The sequence below is a fragment of the Microbulbifer maximicatervae (SeqCode) genome, assembly GCF_056231245.1.
Window position 1 is genome coordinate 2,188,992 of sequence record NZ_CP174334.1, and the last position, 26,476, is coordinate 2,215,467.

Here is a 26,476-nt window from a genome sequence, read left to right on the forward strand (position 1 = left end):
TTGAGACTGGCCTTTGATATTGAAACAAATGGCCTTCTTCATCAGCTCACCAAAATCCATTGCATTGTTGCAATCTGCATAGATACCGGAAAGGAGTACATCTACACAGGCTCAGCTATTGAGCAGGGCGTAGAGATGCTTTCAAGAGCGGAGCTTTTAGTCGCTCACAACGGTATTAACTTTGATGTTCCCGCAATCCAAAAGCTATTCCCAGACTTTAAGCCAGACCGTAAGGCGGTACTGGATACTCTTGTCTGTACTCAGCTTATCTATAACGACCCCTTAGAAGAAGATATAAAGCTCGCTCAGCGTGGGTTACTGCCTAAGAAGCTCCTTGGCAGGCACTCATTAGAGGCGTGGGGCCACCGTCTTGGCAACTATAAGGGTGACTTCAAACCTGAAAACTATACCAATCCAGAAACTGGTGAACCCCATACGTGGCTCACAATTCCATTCTCACAGGAGATGCTGGATTACTGTATTCAGGATGTGAAGGTAACGATAAAGCTGCTTAAGAGTATCCAGTTTAAACGCACTACTCAGAAGGCTTTAGACCTGGAGCATGAAGTAGCTTGGCGTATGGCTGAGATTGAGCAGTACGGTTTCACATTCAATGTGGCCGGTGCATCTGAGCTTTACGCTGAGCTTGTTCAGGAGAAGTATGAACTTGAGCAGCAGCTGATAAGCACCTTCGGAAGCTTTGTTAAACGCGGCAAAGAAGTAACTCCCAAGAAGACGATTAACTATCGTAAGAACCCCTTGCAAGCAGACCGTACTGCGGGGGCGACTTACACCAAGATAGAGATAATCAAGTTCAATCCTGGGAGCCGTGACCACATCGCTAAAGGGCTTATTGAGCGGTATGGATGGGAACCTCAGGTATTTACTGACAAAGGAAATATAACTGTTGATGAGACTGTGCTGGAGGCTCTTCCTTATGAGGAGGCGCATCTAGCAGCTCAGTATCTCCGCAACAATAAGCTCCTGGGTCAGCTTGCAGAGGGCGACAATGCGTGGCTAAAGCTGGAGAGAGAAGGGCGGCTTCACTGCCACGTAAACGCCTTGGGGACTGTAAGTCACAGGGCAAGTCATAGTAAACCGAATTTAGCTCAAGTGCCGAGCTTGCGGGCATATAAGGGGAAGGAGTCAAGAACCCTTTTTACTGTCCCTGATGGCTGGTATTTGATGGGCAGCGACGCATCAGGTTTGGAACTGCGTTGTCTAGCCAATCGTATTTTCCACTGGGATGGTGGGGCATACGTTCAAGAGATTTTAAAAGGCGATATACATACCGCTAACCAGCAAGCTGCTGGGCTTAAGACGCGGGATGAAGCAAAGACATTTATATACGCCTTTCTATATGGGTCCGGCGACCAAGGAATCGGGGCACTACTAGCTCCCGCTGCAAGCCCGAACCAACAGAAGAAAATTGGAGCAGCGACTAAAGCACGCTTCTTAAAAGCTATCCCAGCCATTACAGCCCTCCGTAAATCCGTTGCAGGGCAGCGCACTAAATTTAAACAAAAGATTAAAGGGCTTGATGGCCGCTGGCTTCACTCGCGTAGTGAGCACAGTGCGGTGAATCTATTACTCCAATCTGATGGAGCCCTGGTGTGCAAGAAATGGCTATGTGTATTCATGGAGCTGATGGAGTCAGCTGGATACAAGCTGGGCTGGGAAGGGGACTTTGTATTGTCTGCCTGGGTACATGATGAGATTCAGGTTGCTTGCAGAACAAAAGAAATCGCCGAGAAGGCAGGTGAATTCTCTCAGAAGGCTATGAGAATCACCCAAGAATTTTTCAAATTTAACTGCCAGCTAGATACCGACTTCAATATCGGCAAGAGCTGGGCGGATACGCATTAATGATGAATCATAGGGAAAATATCAAGTTAGGCGAGGGGAAGTCTTTAACACTGTATAAGTGTACTGGTGATAAGTGGACTATTGGTTTTGGCTGGAACATAGAAGATAACGGCATTCCTGAAGAGATTGCTGAGCGGTTGCTAGATATTGCAATTGAACTCGCTGAGAAAGACCTCTTCCATATCTTTGGTTGGATCTTCATTTCTGACTTAAAAGAGAATCAGTATGGCCGCTACTGTGCGCTATTGGATATGGCGTACAACCTGGGGTATGGACGCTTTAAAGGCTTCAAGAAGATGATTGCTGCTGCTAAAGCACATGATTGGGAAGAGGCTGCTGAACAGGCTAAAGACTCCCGCTGGTATAGGCAGGTTGGGGAACGTGGTGAACGCAATGTTTACCTCTTAAGAACAGGGCGGTTCCCAGCATGAAGAAACTGCTCCTGATTGATACCGATATTGTTGCATACAAGGCATGTGCAAAGGCTGAGTTTGAATGTGACTTTGGTGATTGGACATTCCTAGCAACAAACTTTGAGGTGGCTCTCAATAACGCTGTTGAGCGTATTGAATCTATTCGCGAGCGCTTAAAGGCTGATGAAGTCGTGCTCTGCCTGACTGATGACGACAACTGGCGAAAAGACGTTCTACCTACCTATAAGCGAAACCGTATAGGGACTCGCAAACCCATGAAGCTGCCTGAGGTGAAGGTAGCTCTCTGTGAGCAGTATGAGTCCTTTCTACGCCCCGGCCTGGAGGCTGATGACGTGATGGGAATTCTCGCTACTCATGCCGGTTATAAACCCAAGTTCAAGAAGATTATTGTCAGTGAAGATAAAGACCTTCGGACCATCCCTGCACTTGTTTTCAACCCTGATAAGGACACTAAGCCTCGTCTGATTACTGAGGAGGAGGCTGACAGCTGGCACATGGCTCAGTCCATTGCTGGTGATGTTACGGATGGTTATACCGGCTGCCCTGGAATGGGCTTATCAGGTGCTGAAGAGCTGATTGCTGAGCCTTATCAGTGGGAGCAATACGAACATACCTTCAAGTCTGGGCCTAGGAAAGGAAAGACTGAAGAGCGCTGGCGAAAGATACCTTGTGAAGATCTTTGGGAAGGCGTTGTTAGCTGTTATGCGAAGCAAGGTTTAACTGAGGAATATGCACTATCACAAGCACAGGTTGCGAGGATTTTACGCGCATCTGACTACGACTTTGACAACAAAAAAGTAATCCTATGGGAGCCTATCAATGAACATTGAAGTGAAATATGTACATCACATGGGAACAGACTTAACGGTTGCTAATGCCGCTGGTCCTACGCAACTTGAACCTGAGTTCTGGAACTGTTTGGAGGATTGGGTATACGCCCCAGATAAGCCAATTTTGACCCCCGTTTTAGGTGATGCTGGAAGAGATCGTATAGCTGATGCCGCTGATAATAAGAAATGGGGGGTATTCGGACACACAATGCTGAGCGTTATTGTAACCGCACCCCCTGATGTGTATGTGAGTTGTTTAGAGCTTGGTATGGGCATTATGACCCGACTCAACTCCTCGGAAGCATCACAGAGTAAGACGTGGTTATGGACAGGTGATGTTAGTGAGTTCATGGCCTATGTAAGGCATCACACATTTCCAGTGAGTGACTGTTCCAAAGAATCTCGGCAGGTTTCTAATAAGTTGGATGAGATCTGCCAAACCTTGTTCCCTTATTCCTGGGGAGCATTATCTCTAAACCTTTAAAGAGGACTTTCAAAATGTCTCAAGATAAAGCTGAAATTGCTATGTGCGAAGTCATGGTTACTGTTATTGCCCATGCCCTTCTTGTTATGAAGGACATGGGGATGCCCATGGCCCTTGCTAGGCAGGCAGTATCTAATGTTTGTTATGACGCGACAGATACCAAAGATGATGCAACGAACCTGTTTGAGGCTGGTAGAGATCGGGGTATTGCGATAGATGAAGGTAAGTATGATGCTGATGCGGTCCATTTAACAGCTGAAGGAGAGAGTTCTCCTGACTTCGTTACTACGTCAACAATGATCGCTCATGTTGTTCTTGGGGCATTAGATGCGGGAACACCTCAATTTCTTGTAAGCCCTTTGCTACATAAGCTTTTAGATAGGTTTACAGAATCTGATGCTGTACGTGAGAAACTTCGTAGTAGCTCCCATGATATTTGTCTTGAGTTAAATGAAAAGCGGGCAGAGTCCTCTGACGATACCCCAGAAATTGAAGTAGACCTGGAAGAAGCAGATTCATAACCTTCTTTTCAGTCCTCTTTAAAGCCCCCTCTACCTACTCAGAAAATCCTCCTAAACCTCCTTATTCACTTGAAAGTTATATCTTTCAGGCTGCCTTCGCTCGCCTTGAATTTGGCTGGAGGAGGATGCTGAGTGGGTAGTAAATGCCATGGAGTAACTATGGATTTTCTAGCGGCAGTATCAGGTTTTGCATCATGCCTCTTAGGCATTATCTATTTCCTAATACTGTCAAATCAAAAAGGCTGGGTGAGTATTTCAATTGAAACGGGTGGCTGGAGATTGCTGGTGGTAGGTGTTGGAGTCCTTGCAACGACCTTGGTAATACTCCTTTTCTCCCTGGTAATTGTCCCTTACCTGCTGATGTAAGCCTCTCTCAAATTTAACAACCAACACTTCACATAAAGGTGATGACCGTGAAGAAAACCAGACTACCTCTTTACAAGATTAAGCATATTGAACGCCTCCATAAAGAGGGTGTTTCTCAGGGCAAGATCGCGAAGGAAGTAAAAGTTTCCACCAGTACGGTGAGCAAATACATATCAACCTTTAAGGCTGCTATCGGCGAATAGTTTGTAAGCCAGCCTTAAAACAACTCAAGGATTAACAGGTATGCCCGATGACAAAGATCCGGTAGAGCAGGAAGAAATTGCTGATGAAAAAGAACAAGCAGAAACCCCTGCACAAACGCAGGGCAATGTTTCGGATGAAGCAGCGGATAAAAAGAAGGGCCGCCCACGCAAGAAGAGCGGCGAGACAAAGGACAGCTCAAAGCAGACTAAGGGATCTTCTAAAGAATCTCCAGTCAAAGCAGCAGTCGTTTACATCCCGTGTAATGAGTCGGGCGAAAAGCTTTTGGACCGTGTTTGTGTACAAGCTCCTTCAACTGGGAAGCTTCCTACGGGATTCAGTTGGAAGGCTTTTCGCTTAATGGAAGTAATTCCCGTCCGCTAATTTTGTTGCCTTAAGGCATAAGCATGGAAGATTTACTGACAGTGCTACGAAAGGAGATTGACCAGAAGATCCCTAGACGACCTATAGACCCTTTTGAGCATGGTCGTAGGATAGGGAAGATTGAACTCCTTGAGTACATAGAAAACCTTTTAGAACCAAAGCAAGAGGACCACTTACCTAGTGTGCATGAGTGACGACCCACCCGAGTCACCGCCACCTCCGCCTCCTCCCGCACCCCCACCTCAGAACGCACCCGACTTAAAGATTAAAGCAGTAGCTGAGAAGCGAAAGACTGCGCGCCAGCGTCGTAAGTCTAATAAGGCGGGTCTGCGTAAGGATTTGAGTGCGCTGAATATCAATGGGGCGCAGGCTGGTGGTGCGGGTCTTAATATCCCGACAAAGAGTTAATGGAAAACAAATCAAGTAGAAGTCTTGATGCCGAATCACGATACCGAAGGCTTGAATCAACTCGCAGTGCGTATATCAAACGTGCTGAGCAGTGTGCAGGGCTGACAATACCCTCGCTATTCCCTGTTAATGGGAACGCAGAAACACTGCAAACTCCTTATCAGGGCCTTGGTAGTCGTGGTGTAAAGCATCTAACAAACAAATTAGTAATGGCGTTATTGCCACCTAATACTCCCTTCTTTCAGCTGCTTCTATCTGAAGAAGTAGATGCTGAAGGTACGAAAGGGGAGGTTGATAAAGCTCTTTCAATGATGGAATCAATCATCAAGAAAGAGATTGAATCCAGCCAGCTTAGAAGCCGGTTATATGAAGCCATAAGACAACTAATGGTGGCTGGAAATTATCTTCTGTACTTCGGTCCAGAGGGTGTGAAGGGCTATAGGCTAGACAAGTATGTACTGAAGCGTGACGGTTTGGGTCGCATTAGTGAGTGCATTATCAAAGAAGTTATCACTCCTGATGACATACCAGCTTCAGTCAGAGACGCTGTGCTAGGCCCAACTCAGATTAATCCCGACCCAGAAAAAGAGCTTAATCAATACACAGTTATTAGGCGTGCTGGAAAGCGCTTCAGGGTCTACCAAGAAATCAAAGGCGTTGTTGTACCTGAATCCCGTGGTAAGTATTCAGAAGATACTTTGCCCTGGTTGCCCCTACGGATGATAAGGGTAGATGGTGAGGACTACGGACGCTCCTATGTAGAAGAGCATCTAGGGGATTTAGTGTCCCTTGAAAAGCTCTCACAAGCAATCGTGGACGGCTCACAAGCAGCTGCAAGGGTGATATTCCTGATTGAGCAGGGATCAATACTATCACCCGATGCGTTTAAGAAAGCACGCAATATGGACATTCTCAGGGGTAAGAAAGAGGATGTGACTACCATTCAGCTAGACAAATTCCACGATTTTAGAATCGCTTCCGAAACGATTAGCCAAATCAATAGGGAGCTTTCTAACGCATTCCTATTAAACACTTCTGTTCAACGTAACGCTGAGCGTGTGACCGCTGAGGAAATCCGCTTTATGGCTGCTGAGTTAGAGCAAGCCATTGGTGGGGTTTATACGTTACTAGCACTGGAGCTTCAGCTGCCTCTTGTCTCAATCATTATGGAGAGACTTAAGCGAAAAGGACGGCTGCCGCAAATAAAGAAAGGTGACATTGAGCCACAGGTCTTAACTGGTATTGAGGCGCTTGGCCGGTCACAGGAACTAGAAAAGCTGCGTGTCCTACAGAGCTTTATGCAGGCTCTATCTCCTGAGCTAGTACAGAAATATACCCATGTTGATGAGTTTGTGAAGCGCATTGGAGCTGCTTTGCATCTGGATACCAATGACTTGGTTAAAACAACTGAGCAGATAAAGAAAGCCGAACAGCAGGAAGCACTAAGTCAGATGCTACAACAAATGTCGCCAGACTTAATGAAACAGTTTCAAGGAGAAACGACTTAAATGGCCGAAGGCAATACTGGGGTTACGGTAAGTTCTGACCCCCAGAGCAATAACAATAATGGCGGTAACAATCCCGCTCAGCAAGCCACACCAGCGGGTGACAACAACAGCACTACGCCTCAATTACCAGAGGGTTTCAGTTCTGTTGAGGAGCTGGCAACTGCTTATACCCAACTTAAGGGGTCTCAAGAGCAGAGCCCTGAAACCACACCTAAGGGTGATGAAAAGGGTAGTGATAACGATGGTGATGACCTTAAGTCACAGGTAAGCGACCTTCAAAACCGCCTGACCACTGGTGAAATTTTCAAAGCTGTTGGTGGTGAAGATAAGTACAGCCAGTTGACTGACTGGGCCTCAGAAAATCTACCTGAAGGTGAGGTTAAAGCATTCAACGATGTGATGGCTTCAGGTAATCAGGAAGGCATGTTGTTCGCTGTACGTGCTCTGCAAGCTATCCATCAAAACACAATGGATCAAGAGCCGGTTCTGAACTTTGGAAACAATGCTAAAGGCATGAGCGGTTATCGCTCTCAAGCAGAGTTGAATCAGGCTATTGCAGATCCGCGTTATTACAGTGACTCAGCTTACAGGGAAGAAGTGGAGCATCGTGTAGCTCTCTCCACATTCTAAAAACCTCCCCAATTAATTAACAAAATCTAGTAAGTCCTCTACATAAATCTAATGCACTTAGCTGTGTAGGGGATTCCTATGTCTATAAGAAGGTAATAAATTTTTTAATGGCATTTCCTACTGACCAAAATGTATCAAATCCCTTGCAGGTAAACAACGCTGGGGATGCTCGCGCACTGGGCCTGAAGCTTTTCTCAGGTGAGGTTTTGAGTGCGTGGCACGCAAATAATATTGCACTTAAGCTTACCCGTAAAAGAACTATTAAATCCGGTAAGTCCGCCCAGTTCCCTTTGTTTGGGCGCGGTAACGCCTCTTACCATACCCCTGGTAAGTTGATTGAAGCATCAAAAATCCCGACTGTAGAACGTACAGTAACTATTGATGACGTTGCTATCTCTCCAGTATTTATTGCTGATATTGATGAGAAGATTCTCCACTTTGACACTCGCTCTGAATATTCAATGGAGTGTGGCTCTCAACTAGGCGAGCTTGTTGACCGTAATGTATTCCGTATGGTGACACAAGCAGGCTTGATTACTGACCAAACTGCAATGACTGCTGCTGGCTTGACTGCGATTACAGGTCAAGAGTATACCCAGCCAATTCAAATGTCTGGTGCGAGTGACCATTTGGATGGCACCAAGATCTATGAAGCTATTGTGAAAGCTGTTACTGAGTTTCGTAAAAAGAATATTAAAGAGAAGCCAGTAGTAGTACTTCCTCCTGACCAGTATGCAGCCCTCCTGACTGTACCTTCCGTTGCCAATGCCGTGTGGTTGAACCGTGATGTAGGTGGTACCGGTAGCGTTGCTGAAGGCTATGTTCCGAAAGTTGCCGGTGCTCCAATCTATGAGTCTAACCATATTCCCAGCACTGATGAAAGCGCAGGTATCAGCGACCCAGAGCCGCTGGCAGATGTCACTGTTGGTTCCGGTAATGAAGCGAAATATCGCGGTGACTACTCAAACGTAGTTGGCTTGGTTTTCTCTAGTTCAGCAGTTGCGACTACTGAGCTTTGGGGGATCAACACTAAGGTAGTGGAAGAGCCTCTGCGCCTTGGTCATACCATCCTGGCTACTCAAGCACTGGGCCACGACATTCTACGTCCTGAGTGTTCCATCCCGCTGCTGAAAGCATAATTTATTGTTAGCTCAATTGGGGGTCTCTTAGGAGACTCCCTTTTTTTTAGAGGATTAAATGACCAAATTAGATGCTGTAAATTACATGTTGGTCGGAATAGGGGAGGCCCCTGTTAACCAACTTGGAGAGGCATTTGCAGATGCCCGTATAGCCGAAACAATCCTCAGTCAGACTAATACCACAGTTCAGGCTAAGGGTTGGTATTTCAATACAGAGAATAACTACAAGCTATCGCGTAACTTCTATACAGAGTTAAAGCTTCCCAAAGGGACGCTCAGTGTGGATACAGGTTCTACCGATGTTGTTCAACGCGGGCTCTATCTATACGACAACGTGAACAAGACCAAGAAATTCCAGTCGGATTTGGTTGTTCACTTGGTGCTTGAAATTGACTTTGAAGAGCTTCCCCATGAAGCCATGATGGCTGTTCTAACTTCCGCTACACGCCGTTTCCAGCAAGCTACTGTTGGATCTAAACAGCTGGATAGCTTTCTCCAAGAAGCCGAACGTACCGCTCACATCTCTCTCTTACAGAGTGAGTCAGAAAACGCTCATCACAACCTCAAAGAGAACTCAGAGTTTATGCAGAGCCTGTTGCGTGGTGGTAGCACGACTACTAGCGGTGCTGATGCTTACCTGGCTTCTATGTACTCTTGCTGGGGGTAGTAATGTCTTTACTAAGTCAATCAATTAGAAACCTGATTGGTGGGGTAAGTCAGCAGGAAGAAAAGCTCCGTAGTGAAACTCAATGTGAGGACCAGATAAATTGTAGGAACTCACTCGTTGATGGGATGGGTAAGCGGCCTTCCACTGAGCTTATAAGCACACTAACAAACCTTGATACGTCTGATGCGAGTGTTCATTTTATTGAGCGTGATGCCAATGAGCGGTACATCATGGTTATCACAGATGGCTCAGTACGTGTTTTTAACACAGACACAGGGGTTGAGTATCCCGTTGTAGATAATGCACAAGCTAATAAAGAGTACTTGCGGCACAGGTCTAAAGAGAACGTGCAGAATCAGTTTCAGGTGCTCACAACAGCAGATACCTCAATCATCCTAAATAAGCAGGTTCCGGTTGAGCAGGCATACGTTCGGGAGACAACTTAATGGCCTCCTCAAATGTACTGACAACGATTGAAGTAACAATCCCCAGCTTTGTTTCAGCAGCACTGACCCATCATGCGTGCGGTGGTACTGATATGAATAAGATTGAGTACATCGTTGGGCTAAGTTCCCCTGAAGTAGTGACTTTGGATATTGATGAAAGTCTTACAGCTGAGAAGTGTGCGCGTTCACTAGGCGAATCATTACGCACCTATTACCCGTCATACACCGTGCATGTAAAAGGTTCTACGGTTTCAATCATACGCCCTCGCGGTAGTGATTTAGATATCACTGAGAACAGCGTTCAGAAGAGAAAGAAGCTAGGGAACACGAATTCAAATACTTGGCAAAGACCACCCGGCTTGGATGACCGTGGTGTATACGGGAAGTATTACAGGAGCAGTGCAAGGAATTCATTTATCAGGACATATATACCATGAGTGTTGATTGTTCAAAAGTACCTACGAAAAGCATTGACTCAATTGTAATTACTACAAGGGATTATGAGCCGGGTGAAATATCTACTGAGATTGCTGATGCTGGTCTTGGCTTCGGCGCTTGGGATACTACTGACAACTCTTCCATTGAAGAGGGCTACCTTGAGGATAATCGGTCGCTTTGTTATGTGAAGCAAGCCGACTACGCAACAAAATATACCTTGAAGCTGAATGGCTACTCCTGCTCATACGAAACGCCCGAAGCTGACACCGATAGGGCGCGTGCAGGGCTGGCAACTGAGGTAATCACCAGTTCAATAGTCTCAGCGATAAACTCTAAGACAGGCTCTCACGGTTGTACGGCTACTAGCTATGGAACGTATTTAACGGTCCACTCAGCAGATACTTATACCATTGAGGCTGTTGACTCCCTTGGTGGTAAGGCTTTCTTTGCCTTTAAACACAAGGCACAAAACTTTTCCGACTTACCTCCTGATGCGCCTGATGGGTTCCGTCTGAAGATACTACCGGAGCCTGATGCTGAAAGTGAGGCTTACCATGTTGTCTACAACAAGGAAGGTGGAGTAACTACGGGTACTTGGGAAGAAACGGTAGCCCCTGGTCTGATTAACCAGTTGGACCGAAATACCATGCCTCATCTGCTGACACGTAAGCAAGATGCTCAGTATGTGGATGAAGATAATCCTTACGGAATTTACTTTGAGTTTTCTCATGCACCTTGGTCAGCGCGAGAAGTAGGGGACTACGCAACGGCGCCTTTCCCGAGTTTTACTAGCTCTATCAATTCAGATGGCCAGCTTTCAGCAATCCGCACGATTACAAGTATGTCCTATTTCAAGAATCGCCTCGTTTTCGCAACGGATGAGAACTTGGTGTTTAGTGAGGCTGGCAATCATTTTAGATTCTTTCCCACCACCGTTATTCAGCCGCTTGAATCTGACTCAATAGATATTGCGATATCCAACAATAAAGTCACTCCGATTCAGCACATGATCCCCTATGAAAAGGAGTTAATTCTCTTCTCAGAAAATCAGCAATACAGCTGTAGTGGGGGTGAAATATTCAGTGCGGAAACGGTTCAGGTAGTCCCAACAACGGGATACAGAATTGATGTGAATGTGGCTCCAATCAGGGTGGGAGATAAGATTTTCTTCTGTAGCAGAAAGAGGAACTTTAACGCAATTTGGGAGTACGTTTATGAAGGGGATAAATGGCGTGCTTTTGATATTACTAAGCATGTCCCTAATTATATTGAAGGGTTTGTTCATAGACTTGCTGGTAACTCTACGCAAGACACTCTGTTCGTACTTCCTCGCTTGTCACATGAGGATACGATTGGCTTCATGTACGTCTACAACTGGGCTGAGCAGAGGGATGAGAGAGTTCAAAGTGCTTGGCAGAAATGGGAATTTTCAGCTGAGGTGCTTGATATAGTTCTGGAGGCAAATTACTTACGACTGCTGACCAGATATAACGAGGGTGGTGATATGGAAGCTCCCACCTACATTTACTACTACGAGGGGATGAATCTCTCATACGATCCCTTAGCAGAAGAACTAGGCCACCCTGTCTTACTTGATAGGCGCGAGGAAGTCACTGGCTTAGGGATTGGTAGCTCGGATTTAGAGGACTGGGATGGCCGGGTTGTTTTTCAATTCCAAGATCGCGCTTTTGTAGGTTTCCCTTATGAGCAGCGATATGTTTTCTCTCGCCTGTCAATCAGGGATAGCTCAGGAACACCTCTAGTAGGTGGACGCACCCAGGCCCGTCGCATCATTTTGAACTATGCAGATACAAGTCACTTTGTAGTGGCTGCTGAAGTTACTGGTAGAAGCGATATACGCGCTCAGGAATTCAATGCAAGGGTAATCGGCTCAGCTGACAACATCATTGGGGAGATACCTGTGGCGGTGGGTGAGCTTACTTTCCCGGTAATGGGGCAGGCAGATAGGCTGAGAATTCATATCTCTAATTGGAGCCCCTTTGATGCGGTATTCCTGTCTGCTCAATGGGAGGCGTTCTACTCATACAGAGCACGGCGATTGTAGTGATGTATGACTTGAAGCCCGTAGTAGATAGAGATGTTGAGGAAGTAGCGGCTGATGTTCACCCCCAATATAGAGTCGAGTTGGAGGTATTTGGAAGCCGCTTTGCAGGGATGTTGACTAGGTGTGTTGAGAGCAGTGGCGAAGCCTTTTCTATCTGGGATGGCGGAAGGCTTATAGGGCTTTCTGGATTCCGTCATGGCCAACATGGCGTACTGCCTTGGATGGTTCCAACATCTGAGAGGCCGTCAAATATTAGGGCCTTCATGCAGGAGTCTCGCGAAAAGCTTGCTGATTACTCCTCTGAACTGCTCTACAACTACATCCATGAAGAGAATACATCAGCTCTCCGATATGTGAGGGCATTAGGCTTTTCTGAATGTGAATTGGTAGCCAACTTCAATGGGTCCAAACACAGTTTTATACAGGTGGTTAAATGGCCGGTGAATTAACTTCTGCGGCTGCTAGTACGGGCAATCCGTATGCAATTGCTGCCGCAGTTGTAGCTGACATGTTGATTGCTAATCGCAATGACAAGAAGTTAGCTAAAGAGAATAGAAAGCGGAGAGATGCTGCCGTTGAAAGTGCATCGTTGAATATACGGGAAATGAACCGTGTATTTCAGACTGAGCAAGAAAAGTCTGTTGACGATAAGTTGCAGGCAAAGCTCACCATGCTGCGTCAAGCAGATAAGGTCTCTTTAAGCGCTGCTGAGAATGGAGTGGGAGGTCTCTCAATCTTCCGTCTGAGGTCATTTGTTGAAGGACAAGGCAACCAGAACGTCCGCAACATTGATAGAAACTTGGACGATAGCCGTGCGCGCTTGATGATTAATAAGCGGAATGAGAACCGCAGTGTGGTGGATCTTATTAACCAACTCCAGCAGCCAAAAGGATGGAAGCAGAACCTACTGGATATTGCTATTGCTGGAGCTGGTTCTTACACAAGCGATGGAGGTTCTGGTCGTGCTGTCCAATGGGGTAGTACTTCTGGAGGGACTTCTACCGGAACTTCCGGGGGAGGTACGACATAGCCAGAGTTACACTAGATGCAGTAGTCGGTAGGCAAGGAACTAAAAGAAAAGTTGCTGACTACGCAACTATGACAACACCAGTAGCCCCTAAACAGAGTGGGGCGGATACAGTGGACCAGCTGATTTCATTGGGCGGTGTAGCCATGGATAGCTGGGCTGATAAATACAACAAGGAGCTGGATGCAGAGAGCTACCTAGCTTCTGAAATGGCTTACAAGGACGCTGAGCAGAGCTTTAGAAAGGCTGTTGAGCGCGATCCATCCCTGTTGGATCTAGAGCCAGATGAACTTTCAAAACAGGCTGCTGATTTTTTAGATACTTCCCGAGTCCATAACCCTGACTATGCCACCCGCCTTAAGCGGACCTGGGGAGCGCAATCGCGTCAGCAGGCGCTTCAGATGCGTGAGTCAAAACGGTATGAAGATAAGAAGGGGATCTACAAGGACTATGTGCTCCGCTCAATCCCTGAGTTACAGCAGACTTTCAATAATTCCCCTGACGATGCGGACTTTGCTCTTGGTTCCCTAAAGCAGCTGGCTTTAAGTGATGGATTAAGTGAGCAGGATTTCTTGGAGCTTGTGGCTGATGTGCAAGCAATGCCAGAGATTACTGACAATGACTTCCAAGCTACCGTGTTAGCGGACTTGGTATTGGACAGGAAGGATTCGCAAGGTCGCTTGATTGGTGGTGATGCACTTCAGCAAAGGATGAAAGCTGCTCGCCAGAGAACCCTAGACCTCAATACTAAGCAGAAGCAGGAAGCTAAGCTGGCTTTTATACATGACTGGGAAACCCAAGTAATACCAGCAGTGCTTTCAGGTCAGATGGCAGAACCCGGATACGACTACTTTGGGGGTGTCATTGAGAAAGGCGTTATCACTGGCTCTGAAGCAGACTCTTTGCTGGACATGATAAACAGCGAGCGCGTTAAAGCTGGAGGGGATACTGCTAAGCACTACCTGCTAAACGCATTCCTTGAAGGCACCTTAAACAAGGAACTTCCAGTTGCGGCGCAGCAGTGGGAGAGGGGCGAAGGCACATTAAAAGGGGATACCTTAAGGCTCGCTTACAACCACTTCTTACGGCAAGGCGATGTGGGTATGAAGACTTTCTTCAATGCCCTGAAAAAGAATGGTGAGCGCTATAAGCCACTGGATCAAGTTTTCTCAGGTGGCTTTGCAGCATTTGATGAAAAGGTAAGTGACCCGAAAGAGCTGGCTCCTATAACTAAGCAGATGCTACAGGTTTTACCAATGGCTATGGATACAGGCTATGTGGGAATGTTGCCTGATGATACTAGGCGCAAGGTAATGGCCTTCAATGAGCATCAGCTGCTTGATGAAACACCTCTCCAAGCCCTTCAGCGAATCAATAGTACGGACCTTACACAGCCACCTCCCAAGGTTATGTGGAGCAAAGAATCCGTAGCAAGCCGTGATGAATTCCTGAGCAAGAAGTTTGGTGAGGGTTGGTTCAGCTGGACAAAAGATCTTGATACGGACTTCAACAGTAAGCCAGTAATTGGACTGATTGAGCGCGAAGCGTCCTACCTGATGCAGATGGGAGTGTCTCAAGACCGCGCTTTAGAGATGGCTTACAACAAAGTTGAAGATGAGTTCACTCAAGTCAGTGGAGTGGCTATTCGGAAAGATGAGGTGATTCGCTTTCAACAGGAAACGGGAAGAACACCTGAAGCCGCTTTCCAATTCCTTCGCGAAAGTTATGCAGAGCAGATGCGTGGTGATGGGGAAGAGGTGGAGCCAGAGGATATTGCTCTCTTCTATAACCCAACCGATAACAACCTACTCGCGATAAACCGAAAAACCGCCATGATTGCCCGCCCACTCATTGCGAATAACGCCCCGATAGCAAACCTCTATGACTTCGGAAGACCGGAAGTAGCTGCCTTGATGGATGAGCATGAGTACACCCAGGCACTTGCAGAACATGATGCAGGCGATACCGGCAGGCGTGCTGCTAAGGCATTTAATGAGAGCTTTGTTAAGCCTACTAAGGCCGTTGCTGGTGCTATTGGTGGTGTTGTGAAGCCGGTAATAAATACGGTTAAAGGTGGCATTAAGAAGTCAGGACTTTCACACAGTATCGCTGCTAAGCAGGCTGAGATTGAGAGTGATATCAGAATGAATGTGGACGCAGCGGTAGTTGAGCGCAAGCGACGTGAGCTGGAGCAGCTGAAGCAACAACTTAAAGAGACTTAAAGTGGATTTGGTAGGAAAGGAAATAGTCTCTGATGCAATTTCAAAGCAGAGACAGAAAGATGCAGTAAGCATTGGCCAGAACCCTACCTTACTTACTCCCGAGCAAGAGCAGTCATTAGAAGTGCCTGAGCCCGCTGAAGAAAACTCAGTAGGATTTATAGAAGCCTTTGGCACGGCGGCTGAACTGGACTGGACGCACAGTAGGCTTGCTCGTTGGAGTGAGTTGGATGGGTATGAAGAGGGGGGAGATTTCACGCTCTCCCAAAGTGATTTTCATAGGCTTGGTGATGGCTTGGCAGATGAGCATAAGGCAAGTCTGGTAGAGGCCACTAGCCTAGAACATGCAGAGAATATGCGTGAGGAGTTACTGGCTACTCAAAAGCTAGAACAAGTACTCATGCAGAGCGATAGCGCACTGTCAGCAAGGATACTAGCGAACCTTGTAGATCCCACTTCACTTGTTGCCGGTACTCTCACTGGTGGCGTTGGGACCGCAGCAATGTGGGGCTCGCGGGTTAGTAGGGTGAAGAGAGCGTTTACAGCTGGTGCGATAACAGCTGGCGAAGTTGGAACTATAGAGAGCTTGGTAAATGCTATAGATCCTGTGATGGATGATGAAGATGTTCTTATAGCAACTGCAACAGCGGGGAGTTTAGGGGGACTGATAGGCTCCCTTGGAAAGGTATCTCCAGACCTCGCAAAAGCTTATGGAAAAGTAAGCAGAGAAGTAGAGGCCAAGCAGCTGAAGGAAGCTGGTGAGTTCACTGAAGAGGGTAGAAAGAGCTTTGAAGATGTTGAGCAGCCGCTGGACTTAGACAACCCCGGACATAGTTCAACCAGCTCAGCAACAACGCCCACTGAGATTGGAGCCACTGAAAGAGTGGATATTGCCTCTAACGGGCATGAGTACAGTGATAAGGCATTTGGCTCAAAGGTGAACTACACGATTGGTTCGCTAATGGCTGGTTCCGATAATTCACTGCTACGCCACTGGTCTAGCAAGTTAGTTGATATCTCAACAGGCTGGTCAAAGCGAGGGACAACTTCTGCCTGGTCTGCAAGCGGCTGGAAAAGGCACCAGCAAAGCAGCTTTGAGTTACAGATAGCCAAGGCTGAGCACACCCACTTCAATGCCTGGAAGAAGGAACATGGCTTTGGTGCAATGAAGGAGACCCAAGCCCGCAATAAATTCTACCGGGAGGTTTCTGATTACATTGAAGGCGTGGGAGGTGACTATCACCCAGCGGTTAAAGCCGTGGGGGATGTTCATGCCCGGATCTATAGGGAGCTTGGTGAACTACAGAAGAATCCCTTGAAGAGGGAGGGTGGGAGAGGTGCTGCTGTTCGCGGTGCCGAGAACTTTGAAGCGAATGCAAAGTACCTTCCACATGTTTACGACGATATGCGAATTGAGCGTATGGGCAGAGGGAAGGCCCAAGAACTGTTGGTAAGAGGGATTGCAGGTGTCACTGAGGACGTTGCTCAGCGTATCGCAAAGAACGTAGTCAAGATTATCACCTCCAGACGATACCAAACCGCTGGGCAGGATTGGAGGAGGTGGTTTGAAATGGATGCAGAGGACTTCCGGTACCACTTGGAAGAGGCTGGCATTGATGGCAGGACCATTGATGAGTTGGCTAAAGACCTACAGCTAAGCGCAAACAGGAAGGAAGGCAAGGCAGGGAAAGAGTCAGTCTGGAAGCAGCGAATCAACTTGGATATGAATGCGCGCCTGGATGATGGCACGGCTATTACTGAGCTGTTCCAGCGTAATGCAGATGTTTTACTCCGCTCCTATATGAACCGCCAGTTGGGCAAAGTGGCATTGGCAAGGCATGGTCTTGTCGGGGACTCAGAGATAGCAGCTCTCCGCAAAAGACTGGAAGAGCAGTACCACGCCGTAGGAGCCTCTGGTAAGCGCGCTGATTGGCGCATGAAAGCCGAGATGGACGCCTTCCAAAAATCCCTGAATCACATCTTAGGAATACCTAATCACGATGGTCAAAGCCTCTTAGCAACCACATCACGACTGGGGCGAAAGATGGCCTTTGGTAATGTGATGGGAATGGTTGGATTCGCTCAGATAGCTGAGATTGGCAACGTGGTAGCCACCATGGGCTTTAAAGGCTTCTTCAAGTCCATACCAGAATGGAAAAGCATTCTGCTCAGAGCCCGGAATGGTGAGCTAAGTAATGACCTTGCCGCTGAACTGGAAGAATTTACTGGTGGTTATGGTTCACAAGCCTTCCTTACTAGGGCTACTAACTACGACCCAGAGATGATGGACTCTATTGGCGATGGCTTATTAGGGAAAGTTGAGAGGGGCTTGGATAAGGCGAATCGTGGGGTAGCAACAATTTCAGGGATGAACCTGATTACTACATTCAGTCAGCGACTGGCTGTAAAGGGGCAGGTGGACAGAGTTTGGAAGGAGATTCACAGCAACATCCCAGCTCTATCTGAAAGGCAGTTGAGAGAATACGGGATAACCCCCGAGGAGTTCTCTGCGATTAAGCGCGAGATGAGTAAACATGCCAAAGGGGCTGAGAATGTTCATAAACTGAACTGGGAAAGCTGGGAACCTGAAACAGCAGAAGCGTTTGCAACCCTGCTTAGGAAGTGGGGGGAGCGTTCTGTTCAGGTGAACGACATAGGTGATTTACTCCCATTTGATTCACCCCTTTCCAAGCTCTTACTCCAATTTCGCACGTTCGTTATTTCGGCCCATTCAAAGCAGCTGCTAAACACAGCCAACCAGCTGAGGGATGGTGATATCGGGTTTGGAGTTACAAAGATGTTGTACGGCTCCTTATTCGCTTCGCTGGGCTATATCGCGAGGACACACACAGCTGCCGTTGGTAGGCCAGATAGAGAAGAGTACCTAAAAGAAAAGCTAACCAATGAGGAAGTTATTAAGGCGGGCTTTGCAAGGGCTAGTTGGGCTGCACTGCTCCCAGCATTTGCTGACACAGGCGCAGACTTCTTTGGTGAACCACTCTTCAATCAGCGCTATACCGGGCTAGAAAACTCCTTACTAAATCCTATGCAATCACCAGCAGGTGCCTGGGCCACTAATGCGGTAAAGCTTGCCAGCTCAATAGGTGAGGCAGCTGTAAGTGATGATAAGGAATTCACAGAGAAAGACTTAATGACACTGAAGAGGCTGATGATTATGCAGAATGCTCCATTCATTGATGGGATGTTGAGGAATCTAGTTGATAACACACCTCTTCCAGAGGAATAAAAAAGGAATAAATGACCGAGTTTTATGCACGTAACGAGTACCCAAATTTCACGGGTACTGGTCCGCTCAGTATCTCTTTTGATTACATAGATCCTGAGCACATATTCTGCGAAGTAGATGGCGAGCAAGTTCCTTTCTCATGGCTCAGCAGCAATACAGTTGAGCTTGATGACTCAGTTCAGAATGCGTTTGTAATGGTGCGGCGTATCACCCCAGTGCAGAACCGCATCGTAGATTTTGAGAACGCTACGATACTCACTGAGAATGACTTAGACACATCTGCTTTACAGGTTTTTCACGTTGCCCAAGAGGCAATTGACCTTACACACGATATCGTTGCCCTCACCTCAGACCGTTCCATTGATATGGAAGGGCGCTACATATACAACCTAGCAGCCGGTGTAGATGCCGGAGATGCTGTAAATAAAGAGCAGCTAGATGCTAAAGATTTGCTCTTCCAGCAGTATCTGAGTGAGATACGAGACAAATACGACACTATTAATACGTGGTACGACACCGTTGAGGATGACACTGCGTATGTTGCCAATGTTAAAGGCGCGATAGATACAATTCACGGCAATATGCAGTCCATTGAGACTGACCTGCTGGCTATTCAAAGTGATGTAACCAGTAAGAAGCAAGATACGGTTAATGCCGCTACTCAGGCCGCTGCTGATAAGCAGACCATCGCTGGTTACAAGTCTGACATTGAGCAAATTAAAGACGATGCTGATGCGCTTGGTAGTCAGGTGTCAACTGACCGCTCGGCGGTTGCATCAGACCGACAGCATATTGACCAACAGGTTGATACAGCAGAAGGCTACAAGGACGATGCTAATTCAGCGAAAACTGATGCTGAGTCCGCTAAAAGTGCTGCTGAGGCTGCTGAAAGTCGTGTAGCTACAATGGAGCAGAATGTCAGCCAGATGCAGTCAGCGCTGACAAATGACCCTATCCCGCTGGGTGAGTGGTCTTCTACAAGTTCACCCCCAACCCCTGACGATACAAGTAAGTCCTGGTTTTACCATGTGACGATTGATGGTGATATTGGCAGCGATACTTATAACGCTGGTGATGAGATCTATTGGAGCATTGATGAGCAGGCTTGGTATCGGGTTCCGCGAGGAGCTAGGGTCCGCAGTATCAACGGTAAGGATGGGGATGTAGATCTTTCATTAACGGATCTTGGTGGCCTCTCCTCCAGTGAAAATTCCACTCTGAGTGCATTGCTGACTGTTGGCGATGGGGGTGTAATCAAGCTTGGAAATACGCGGTATCTACAAGCCGAAGATAGTTCTGGTGCAGCTCATGCGATTCTTGGAATCCTACAAACCGATACTGTATTGGTTGGCAAAACATCTTTGCGCTTGGCCTTGCGAGGCAGTGCGATTGACTTACAGGATGGCACTGGAACTTATACGGTATGGCATTCAGGTAATGGTGGTGCTGGTAGTGAGCTGGATGCTGGGAAGCTAGGTGGTAAGGCAAGCACATCCTACGCACTGCTTTCAGGTGCGGCCTTTACCGGCGATGTAAGTGTTGATGGCAAGTTAAGTACAGTTGGTTCCAACAATATTGAAGGGTATGACGTTGCTGCGCGGAATAACCTGTCCACTGTAGCTGGTAGTGTCTACGCAGGTTCTGATAATAAGCATGTTCTACAAGGCAACGATACTTGGCTGCGTTTAAACCCGTCAGGGGATTTCTCTTCAGGTATTTATTGTGGCTCAAGTTTGTTGAGGACGGATGGAGCGCTTCAAGTTGGGAGTAGCGGGTCTACTTTCAACTGCGATTCCAACAGCTTCACATATAAGAATAGTGATATCTGGCATGCAGGAAACTTCACCCCCTCAAACTATTTAGGAAAGTCATCTACAGCCGCTGATTCAAGTAAGCTTGGCGGGCTCTCTCTTTGGTCTAGTGGTAACAATTACAATGTTGTCGTATGGACAAGCTCCAGTGGTGTGACTGATATTGGACGCTACTTGGACTTCCATAGTGGAGGTGATTCTGAAACTGATGCCTATGATTGGCGGATGTATATCTCATCTACAAACGCGAACTCTTCCATGTACTTCCTTAATGACGGAGGCACGCGGCGCTTTGAATTTTTGGATGGAGGAGAGTTTAGGGCAGATGGTAATGTCATTGGCTACTACTCAGATGAGCGACTGAAAGATGTTATTGGGGGTGTTGAGGGGTTGTCTGCGATTCGGAAATGGAAACCCATTTCTTACTATGGCAGTAAGCTTGGAGAGCGCCTTTCAAGGGGGGCTATTAAGGCTGATAGATTAGAAGTAGGACTCAGCGCTCAAAGTGTCTTGGAAACCACCCCTGAGCTGATTCATCCGGCACCTTTTGATTGGAACTCTGAAGAACAGAAATCAATCAGCGGTAAAGGCTACATGACGCTAGATTACCAGCGGGCTGTAGCTGTTCTTGTCTCTGCGGTTCAAGAGCTTGATAAGCAAGTGCAAGAGTTGATCCGCCCCTGGTACGTGAAGGCATGGCAGTGGGTTAAGAGGTGGGTTAAATGACTACGCCTACTGGCCAGATAGGGTTTTCAGACTTAAGTACTGAAATAGGGGAGTCATCTACATCACAGCGCTCACTAAATGACAGCAATGTACGAACCCTTGCTGGGAAGTCTTCTGGTCAGATTGGTTTAGGGGATTGCCGGGGGAAGGCGTGGTACACCTATACAACGGCAATGAACAACTACGCTTCCCGGCGCTCTGTGACGTCAACATTCTCCACCACTAATAATTACCACAAGATCTACTTCAATACGGATGGGTCTATTACTACAAATGGGGCGGTGGAATCTGGTTCTACCCGTTGGGTATCTCAGACGGGAACCCCTGGTAATGATTTTGATATCCGTGTGACCGTGACCACCAACGGAACTGGTAATGAGTTATCAAATGGGATGGAAGCTAACACATGGTATAGCTTGGCTTCTGACCAGTACTTTGAGCATCACGTTTCCCGAACTACGAATGGTAGTACCTCAGGTGAAAGTAAATTCAAGGTAGAGTTGCGGTGGAAGGGCGATAGCTCCATAAAAGATACCGCAACCTTTACTTTAAATACCACGGCAGTTAAAGCAGTTAACACCGACCCTACCTGCTTATGGACTGGCCATGATATTGAGACCAAAGGCGGTTTTAAGCAGCTTGAAGACCTTGCTGTTGGGGATGAAGTGAGATCCTACATTATCCATGGTCTGCCTGATGAATCCTCGCAAAGAAGCTGGGAAGATTGGCAAGCAACAGAGCTATCTGGTGAGCTGTCTTGGTCTGTTGTAAGGCATTTAGAAATCACTCAAGAGCGTATGCACATGGAGGTTAATGAAGTTAAATGCTCGCTAACCCACCCATTCTTTATTGAACGTAACGGTCTATATGGGTTCTGCCGTGCCCTATATTTAAAGCCGGGTGATAAGGTTTTAAGAGATGATTTAACCTGGGACTCGCTCACACACCTCCTACTTGTTAAAGAGCCCCTAGAAGTGTTGATGTTAGATGTTGAGGAAACTGATACATATCTTGCCGGTGGTTATGTGAACCACAACGGTATCCAAAAACCCTAAAAATAAATGAAAGAATTTTTTCAGGCCGGCACCTCTGCTACGACAGTGGGGGTGGGTGGTGCTATTTTCCTGGGCATTAAAGTCGCTGATTGGGCGCTTATGCTTGGGATATTAACGGGCATTCTAAACCTATTAATTATCATCCCTACGATTTTGAAAATATATAGCCCGAAAATCAAAGGGGTATTTAAACGGAATAAAAGTAATAACTATGAGTGTAATGACGAAAGTAATTAAAGATACCTTCTTTGCCTTTATGTCAGAGAAGATCCTGAAGCGGCTGATTATCCGCGCTTTACGTGAGCTTGCTAAGCGCACTGAAACCGACATTGATGACAAAGTTGTTGAGGACATGGCTGAGACCCTGAATGTCAAAGGAGCGTGATTACAAAGAAGAATACGCTCGCTACCATTCAAAACCTGAGCAAGTACGTCGCAGGTCGGAGCGGAATAAGTCGCGCAGACTGATGATTAAATTGAAGGGGAAGAAAGCCGTGCAGGGTAAAGATGTAGACCATAAAGATAGAAACCCTGCTAATAAGGCTCCAAGCAATCTCCGCATTCAGTCTAAGAAAGAGAATAGGGGGCGTAATAAGTGAGCGCATTACAGGAGCTGCTAGAACAGCTTCACGATGAGGCTGCTAGAACTTTGTTAGAGCGGCTTAAAGGCGGTAAGGCAACAGCTGCTGAAATTGCACAGGCAATTAACCTGCTGAAGCACAACGGCATCCAGTGTGATTCCAAACCCGGAAGTATTCTGGATGAGATTTCAAAGGACTTGGAAAACTACCAAGCCGGTAACACAATAAATTAGGAGCTAGATGGCACATGAAGTAGAGAAGCGGCTTAAGGATGATTTTTTATTCTTTCTCTACCTGATTTGGAAACATCTTAATCTACCCAATCCAACAAGATTACAGAATGATATTGCGAGGGCGCTGGGGAACTCTCCTAAGCGCCTTATCATTCAAGCTTTCCGGGGGTGTGGTAAATCATTCATTACCTCAGCTTTTGTTGTATGGATGCTCTACCGCGACCCTCAACTTAAAATCATGGTTGTGTCTGCATCTAAGGAAAGGGCAGACGCATTCTCACAGTTTACAAAACGCCTTATAGGTGAGGTTCCTTGGCTCCAGCATTTGCGAGCAAAGAGCAATCAAAGGGACTCGCTAATCGCGTTTGATGTGGGGCCTGCACGGGTTGACCACTCACCATCCGTTAAATCAGTTGGTATCACTGGCCAGCTGACGGGTTCCCGCGCTGACATAATCATTGCTGATGACGTTGAGGTGTTGAATAACTCCGCTACCCAGACCGCTCAGGACAAATTGAGTGAACTGGTGAAGGAGTTTGATGCGATTCTCAAGCCGTATGACCCTGCATTGATGGAATTTGAGCCGAAGATTCTATTCCTGGGAACGCCTCAGCATGAGATGAGCCTGTATAGCAAGCTACCTGAGCGTGGCTATAAGACTATGATTTGGCCTGCTTTGTATCCAAAAAACATGGAGAGATATAAAGGGGCATTGGCAAGGCTCATTGTAGATGACTTGGAACGCGATCAAAGCCTTGTAGATCAGCCGACAGACCCTCAGCGGTTCACCAAAATAGATCTGGATGAGCGTTTAGCATCCTATGGTAAGGCTGGTTTCGCTCTTCAATTCATGCTTGACACAACTTTGAGTGATGCTGAAAAGTACCCGCTCAAAGTGGCAGACTTAATTGTGTCTGACATTATGCCTGTCAAGGCACCTGTTGAATTCAGCTTGATGAGGCATGGCGACAGGATTGTTGATGTACCTAATGTCGCTTTGACAGGTGATTACTATTACCACCCAGATTGGGCTAGTGATGAGCGCCTGGATTACGAATATAAACTGCTTGTAATTGACCCTTCAGGCCGTGGTAAGGACTTGACAGGGGTTGTGGTGCTTTATTTCCTCAGGGGATACATCTTCCTAGCTGAAGCAAGGGGATTTAAAGAGGGCTATGCAAAGCCAACACTCAGGTCCATTGCCCAGATGGCAAAGCGTCATGGAGTCCATACAGTGCTGGTGGAAGATAACTTCGGTGATGGGATGTTCACTGAGCTCCTGAGGCCCGTTCTGTACGACAGCTACGCATGTGGTGTTGAAGAGACCAAATCACAAGGGCAGAAAGAGAGGCGAATCATTGATTGCCTGGAGCCTGTAATGATGCAGCACAGGCTTGTAGTGGCCCCTTCAGTGATTGAGAGGGACTACGAGAACAACAAGAACGAGATTCGCTACAGCCTGTTTTATCAGATGACCAGAATCACGTATGAGAAGGGAAGCCTCGTACATGATGACCTTATTGACCCTCTCGCAATGGGGGTGAAGTTCTTTACAGACCGCATGGCAGTTGACACTGCAAAGGTGAGTAGGGAGCACAGAGAGCAGGCTATTGATGACCTGCTGAATAATGTAGAGAAGTTTATGAGTGCTGGCAGTACTGTTGTGTCCACCGTGGACGCCACAGGAGCTACTGTCAGCCGTCCGACTGGATACGTCCAGTAAGCCGCTTAAGATAAGTTGAAGATGCCTGTAGAGCCTTTGAGGGGCTTTGCAGGCATTTTTTTCTGCTTTTACATTTCGTGACAGCGGGAGATTTGTTAGATTGTACCCTATAGATTTAGTGAGGCAGTTAACACTTTAGCAAAGTGTAAATTAACTATAGGGAGTACCGAGTGGACTGGATCATGGAGAATATTGATTGGATTCTTAGCGGCATAGGCATTCTTGTCATTACCATACCATTGACAGTAGCTGGATGGTTTATTTCAACAACAAGAAATAAGCAAGTACAAAAAGGGGGGGATAACTCCACGAATTTACAGGCGGGGGGCAGTATAAATATTGGTGTAGAGAAAAAGAATGATGACTGATTTAGGAAAGGGAATACTATCAAGAATAAAGAAAAGAATAACTAATAGATTCAACCAGAAGTCAGGAAATAATTCAACTAATTACCAAGCACATGAAATTAACTTCAATGGTCTAAGCTACCCAGAAGTTCGGGAGGTTGCTACAGATGTTTTCAAGGCAAACTTCTATCAACTATCTGGAGATGCTGTGGAGATAGTTACTGCAAGAGCTGAGAAGATTATTGAAGAATTTCTACTTAAACTGCATAAGGAAAATCCCTCAGGGTTTTCAAAAGCATATGATCCTGATTTTCAATACGCCCTTTACACAGTTCAAAGGGAGTATGCGCGTACGGGAGATGACGACCTAGGAAGCTTACTTGTAGATTTACTCATAGATAGAAGCAAACATGAGCAGAGGGATATTCTGCAAATCGTACTCAATGAATCTCTGGGTGTCGCTCCCAAGCTCACAGATAATCAAATAGCAGTCCTTTCAGTAATCTTCGTATTTAAGTTCGCGCGCGGCTTGGATGTTGTCGATTTTGACTCCCTTGGGTTATATCTTGATGCAGCGGTGAAGCCATTTGTAAATAGTTTGGTGGAAAATGACGCATGCTATCAGCATTTATCATATACGGGGTGTGGGAATATTGGATCAATGCCAGTAAGGCTGGATACTTGGTTTGGTGTAAATTATCAAGGATTGTTTCTAAAGGGTTTTGATCCGAGTGAGATAGCGAAAAGAGAGTTATCTATTGGTCTTGATGATAGATTTTTTAGAGAATGCTGGAATGCCCCAGGCTGGCTCCAAGTAAATGCGATCAATATGGATCGGCTTGTCGAAGCATTGAATACGCATAAAATCCCTGAAAGTGATGTGGGGAAAATTATTGGTCTTTTTAATAGGGGAAAAATGCACTCTTCAGAAATTCAACAAAAATGTATTGAGATTAGACCTTATATGGAAAGGGTGTTTTATGTCTGGAATTCTTCAATGATGAAAAGTTTCAATTTGTCCAGTGTGGGGATAGCTATTGGGCACGCCAACATAAAAAAACGAGTAGGGGAATTTTCAGATCTATCAATATGGATTAATTAGTTTCAAGGGTGCTTTGAG

The 26,476-nt window shown here is 46.6% G+C and carries 26 protein-coding genes; all 26 read left to right on the forward strand.

Annotated features, from left to right (window positions below; genetic code table 11):
- Nucleotides 1-1,866, forward strand: coding sequence for a DNA polymerase (locus tag ACJJIS_RS09445; RefSeq protein WP_475710103.1), 1,866 nt, complete (start codon nucleotides 1-3; stop codon nucleotides 1,864-1,866).
- Nucleotides 1,866-2,297, forward strand: a complete 432-nt coding sequence (locus ACJJIS_RS09450; protein WP_475710104.1) for a glycoside hydrolase family protein — start codon at nucleotides 1,866-1,868, stop codon at nucleotides 2,295-2,297. The genes ACJJIS_RS09445 and ACJJIS_RS09450 overlap by 1 nt, the downstream gene beginning before the upstream one ends.
- A complete protein-coding gene (locus ACJJIS_RS09455) occupies nucleotides 2,294-3,130 on the forward strand; it encodes a hypothetical protein (protein WP_475710105.1) in 837 nt (278 codons plus the stop codon). The genes ACJJIS_RS09450 and ACJJIS_RS09455 overlap by 4 nt, the downstream gene beginning before the upstream one ends.
- A complete protein-coding gene (locus tag ACJJIS_RS09460) occupies nucleotides 3,120-3,614 on the forward strand; it encodes a hypothetical protein (protein WP_475710106.1) in 495 nt (164 codons plus the stop codon). The genes ACJJIS_RS09455 and ACJJIS_RS09460 overlap by 11 nt, the downstream gene beginning before the upstream one ends.
- A 14-nt stretch (nucleotides 3,615-3,628) precedes the next feature.
- Nucleotides 3,629-4,135 (forward strand): hypothetical protein, encoded by a 507-nt coding sequence (locus ACJJIS_RS09465; protein WP_475710107.1) that lies wholly within the window; start codon nucleotides 3,629-3,631, stop codon nucleotides 4,133-4,135.
- Between the two features lie 159 nt (nucleotides 4,136-4,294).
- On the forward strand, nucleotides 4,295-4,501 hold the full coding sequence (locus tag ACJJIS_RS09470; protein WP_475710108.1) for a hypothetical protein: 207 nt from the start codon (nucleotides 4,295-4,297) through the stop codon (nucleotides 4,499-4,501).
- A gap of 47 nt (nucleotides 4,502-4,548) precedes the next feature.
- Nucleotides 4,549-4,704: a helix-turn-helix domain-containing protein gene (locus tag ACJJIS_RS09475; protein WP_371839833.1), complete on the forward strand. Its 156-nt coding sequence runs from the start codon at nucleotides 4,549-4,551 to the stop codon at nucleotides 4,702-4,704.
- Between the two features lie 40 nt (nucleotides 4,705-4,744).
- Nucleotides 4,745-5,086 (forward strand): hypothetical protein, encoded by a 342-nt coding sequence (locus ACJJIS_RS09480; RefSeq protein WP_475710109.1) that lies wholly within the window; start codon nucleotides 4,745-4,747, stop codon nucleotides 5,084-5,086.
- 407 nt (nucleotides 5,087-5,493) lie between these two features.
- Nucleotides 5,494-7,002, forward strand: coding sequence for a portal protein (locus tag ACJJIS_RS09485; RefSeq protein WP_475710110.1), 1,509 nt, complete (start codon nucleotides 5,494-5,496; stop codon nucleotides 7,000-7,002).
- On the forward strand, nucleotides 7,003-7,632 hold the full coding sequence (locus ACJJIS_RS09490; protein ID WP_475710111.1) for a capsid assembly protein: 630 nt from the start codon (nucleotides 7,003-7,005) through the stop codon (nucleotides 7,630-7,632).
- A gap of 107 nt (nucleotides 7,633-7,739) precedes the next feature.
- Nucleotides 7,740-8,771 (forward strand): major capsid protein, encoded by a 1,032-nt coding sequence (locus ACJJIS_RS09495; RefSeq protein WP_475710112.1) that lies wholly within the window; start codon nucleotides 7,740-7,742, stop codon nucleotides 8,769-8,771.
- A 58-nt stretch (nucleotides 8,772-8,829) separates the two neighbouring features.
- The gene (locus tag ACJJIS_RS09500) at nucleotides 8,830-9,438 is read left to right on the forward strand and encodes a phage tail tubular protein A (RefSeq protein ID WP_444957599.1); all 609 of its coding nucleotides are present in this window, start codon (nucleotides 8,830-8,832) and stop codon (nucleotides 9,436-9,438) included.
- Between the two features lie 2 nt (nucleotides 9,439-9,440).
- Complete coding sequence (locus ACJJIS_RS09505) at nucleotides 9,441-9,884, forward strand: phage nozzle protein (protein ID WP_475710113.1); 444 nt, start codon at nucleotides 9,441-9,443, stop codon at nucleotides 9,882-9,884.
- A gap of 433 nt (nucleotides 9,885-10,317) precedes the next feature.
- Entirely contained in the window at nucleotides 10,318-12,387 is a 2,070-nt protein-coding gene (locus ACJJIS_RS09510; protein ID WP_444957601.1) for a phage nozzle protein, read from the forward strand.
- Between the two features lie 2 nt (nucleotides 12,388-12,389).
- The gene (locus tag ACJJIS_RS09515) at nucleotides 12,390-12,836 is read left to right on the forward strand and encodes a hypothetical protein (RefSeq protein ID WP_444957602.1); all 447 of its coding nucleotides are present in this window, start codon (nucleotides 12,390-12,392) and stop codon (nucleotides 12,834-12,836) included.
- A complete protein-coding gene (locus ACJJIS_RS09520) occupies nucleotides 12,821-13,417 on the forward strand; it encodes a virion core protein, T7 gp14 family (protein WP_475710114.1) in 597 nt (198 codons plus the stop codon). The genes ACJJIS_RS09515 and ACJJIS_RS09520 overlap by 16 nt, the downstream gene beginning before the upstream one ends.
- A 110-nt stretch (nucleotides 13,418-13,527) precedes the next feature.
- Nucleotides 13,528-15,636, forward strand: coding sequence for a hypothetical protein (locus ACJJIS_RS09525; RefSeq protein ID WP_475710115.1), 2,109 nt, complete (start codon nucleotides 13,528-13,530; stop codon nucleotides 15,634-15,636).
- Between the two features lies 1 nt (nucleotide 15,637).
- A complete protein-coding gene (locus ACJJIS_RS09530) occupies nucleotides 15,638-18,880 on the forward strand; it encodes a hypothetical protein (RefSeq protein WP_475710116.1) in 3,243 nt (1,080 codons plus the stop codon).
- 11 nt (nucleotides 18,881-18,891) lie between these two features.
- On the forward strand, nucleotides 18,892-21,417 hold the full coding sequence (locus tag ACJJIS_RS09535; RefSeq protein WP_475710117.1) for a phage tail fiber domain-containing protein: 2,526 nt from the start codon (nucleotides 18,892-18,894) through the stop codon (nucleotides 21,415-21,417).
- Nucleotides 21,414-22,472: a Hint domain-containing protein gene (locus ACJJIS_RS09540; RefSeq protein ID WP_475710118.1), complete on the forward strand. Its 1,059-nt coding sequence runs from the start codon at nucleotides 21,414-21,416 to the stop codon at nucleotides 22,470-22,472. The genes ACJJIS_RS09535 and ACJJIS_RS09540 overlap by 4 nt, the downstream gene beginning before the upstream one ends.
- Nucleotides 22,473-22,692: 220 nt before the next feature.
- Nucleotides 22,693-22,857, forward strand: coding sequence for a hypothetical protein (locus ACJJIS_RS09545; RefSeq protein ID WP_371839615.1), 165 nt, complete (start codon nucleotides 22,693-22,695; stop codon nucleotides 22,855-22,857).
- A gap of 82 nt (nucleotides 22,858-22,939) precedes the next feature.
- Complete coding sequence (locus tag ACJJIS_RS09550; RefSeq protein WP_475710347.1) at nucleotides 22,940-23,071, forward strand: HNH endonuclease; 132 nt, start codon at nucleotides 22,940-22,942, stop codon at nucleotides 23,069-23,071.
- Nucleotides 23,068-23,286, forward strand: coding sequence for a DNA packaging protein (locus ACJJIS_RS09555; RefSeq protein WP_444957609.1), 219 nt, complete (start codon nucleotides 23,068-23,070; stop codon nucleotides 23,284-23,286). Before ACJJIS_RS09550 ends, ACJJIS_RS09555 begins: the two co-directional genes overlap by 4 nt.
- A 7-nt stretch (nucleotides 23,287-23,293) precedes the next feature.
- Nucleotides 23,294-25,009, forward strand: a complete 1,716-nt coding sequence (terL, locus tag ACJJIS_RS09560) for a phage terminase large subunit (protein ID WP_475710119.1) — start codon at nucleotides 23,294-23,296, stop codon at nucleotides 25,007-25,009.
- Between the two features lie 170 nt (nucleotides 25,010-25,179).
- The gene (locus tag ACJJIS_RS09565) at nucleotides 25,180-25,377 is read left to right on the forward strand and encodes a hypothetical protein (protein WP_475710120.1); all 198 of its coding nucleotides are present in this window, start codon (nucleotides 25,180-25,182) and stop codon (nucleotides 25,375-25,377) included.
- Nucleotides 25,367-26,458 (forward strand): LPO_1073/Vpar_1526 family protein, encoded by a 1,092-nt coding sequence (locus tag ACJJIS_RS09570; protein WP_475710121.1) that lies wholly within the window; start codon nucleotides 25,367-25,369, stop codon nucleotides 26,456-26,458. The genes ACJJIS_RS09565 and ACJJIS_RS09570 overlap by 11 nt, the downstream gene beginning before the upstream one ends.
- The last annotated feature ends 18 nt before the right edge of the window (nucleotides 26,459-26,476 follow it).

Coding starts and splice junctions, on each gene's coding strand:
- ACJJIS_RS09460 (WP_475710106.1), top strand. CDS start 3,120: ATGAACATTGAAGTGAAATATGTACATCACATGGGAACAGACTTAACG.
- ACJJIS_RS09570 (WP_475710121.1), top strand. CDS start 25,367: ATGATGACTGATTTAGGAAAGGGAATACTATCAAGAATAAAGAAAAGA.
- ACJJIS_RS09480 (WP_475710109.1), top strand. CDS start 4,745: ATGCCCGATGACAAAGATCCGGTAGAGCAGGAAGAAATTGCTGATGAA.
- ACJJIS_RS09505 (WP_475710113.1), top strand. CDS start 9,441: ATGTCTTTACTAAGTCAATCAATTAGAAACCTGATTGGTGGGGTAAGT.
- ACJJIS_RS09485 (WP_475710110.1), top strand. CDS start 5,494: ATGGAAAACAAATCAAGTAGAAGTCTTGATGCCGAATCACGATACCGA.
- ACJJIS_RS09545 (WP_371839615.1), top strand. CDS start 22,693: ATGACGAAAGTAATTAAAGATACCTTCTTTGCCTTTATGTCAGAGAAG.
- terL (WP_475710119.1), top strand. CDS start 23,294: ATGGCACATGAAGTAGAGAAGCGGCTTAAGGATGATTTTTTATTCTTT.
- ACJJIS_RS09515 (WP_444957602.1), top strand. CDS start 12,390: ATGTATGACTTGAAGCCCGTAGTAGATAGAGATGTTGAGGAAGTAGCG.
- ACJJIS_RS09465 (WP_475710107.1), top strand. CDS start 3,629: ATGTCTCAAGATAAAGCTGAAATTGCTATGTGCGAAGTCATGGTTACT.
- ACJJIS_RS09510 (WP_444957601.1), top strand. CDS start 10,318: ATGAGTGTTGATTGTTCAAAAGTACCTACGAAAAGCATTGACTCAATT.
- ACJJIS_RS09450 (WP_475710104.1), top strand. CDS start 1,866: ATGATGAATCATAGGGAAAATATCAAGTTAGGCGAGGGGAAGTCTTTA.
- ACJJIS_RS09520 (WP_475710114.1), top strand. CDS start 12,821: ATGGCCGGTGAATTAACTTCTGCGGCTGCTAGTACGGGCAATCCGTAT.
- ACJJIS_RS09550 (WP_475710347.1), top strand. CDS start 22,940: ATGATTAAATTGAAGGGGAAGAAAGCCGTGCAGGGTAAAGATGTAGAC.
- ACJJIS_RS09500 (WP_444957599.1), top strand. CDS start 8,830: ATGACCAAATTAGATGCTGTAAATTACATGTTGGTCGGAATAGGGGAG.
- ACJJIS_RS09495 (WP_475710112.1), top strand. CDS start 7,740: ATGGCATTTCCTACTGACCAAAATGTATCAAATCCCTTGCAGGTAAAC.
- ACJJIS_RS09540 (WP_475710118.1), top strand. CDS start 21,414: ATGACTACGCCTACTGGCCAGATAGGGTTTTCAGACTTAAGTACTGAA.
- ACJJIS_RS09490 (WP_475710111.1), top strand. CDS start 7,003: ATGGCCGAAGGCAATACTGGGGTTACGGTAAGTTCTGACCCCCAGAGC.
- ACJJIS_RS09535 (WP_475710117.1), top strand. CDS start 18,892: ATGACCGAGTTTTATGCACGTAACGAGTACCCAAATTTCACGGGTACT.
- ACJJIS_RS09470 (WP_475710108.1), top strand. CDS start 4,295: ATGGATTTTCTAGCGGCAGTATCAGGTTTTGCATCATGCCTCTTAGGC.
- ACJJIS_RS09455 (WP_475710105.1), top strand. CDS start 2,294: ATGAAGAAACTGCTCCTGATTGATACCGATATTGTTGCATACAAGGCA.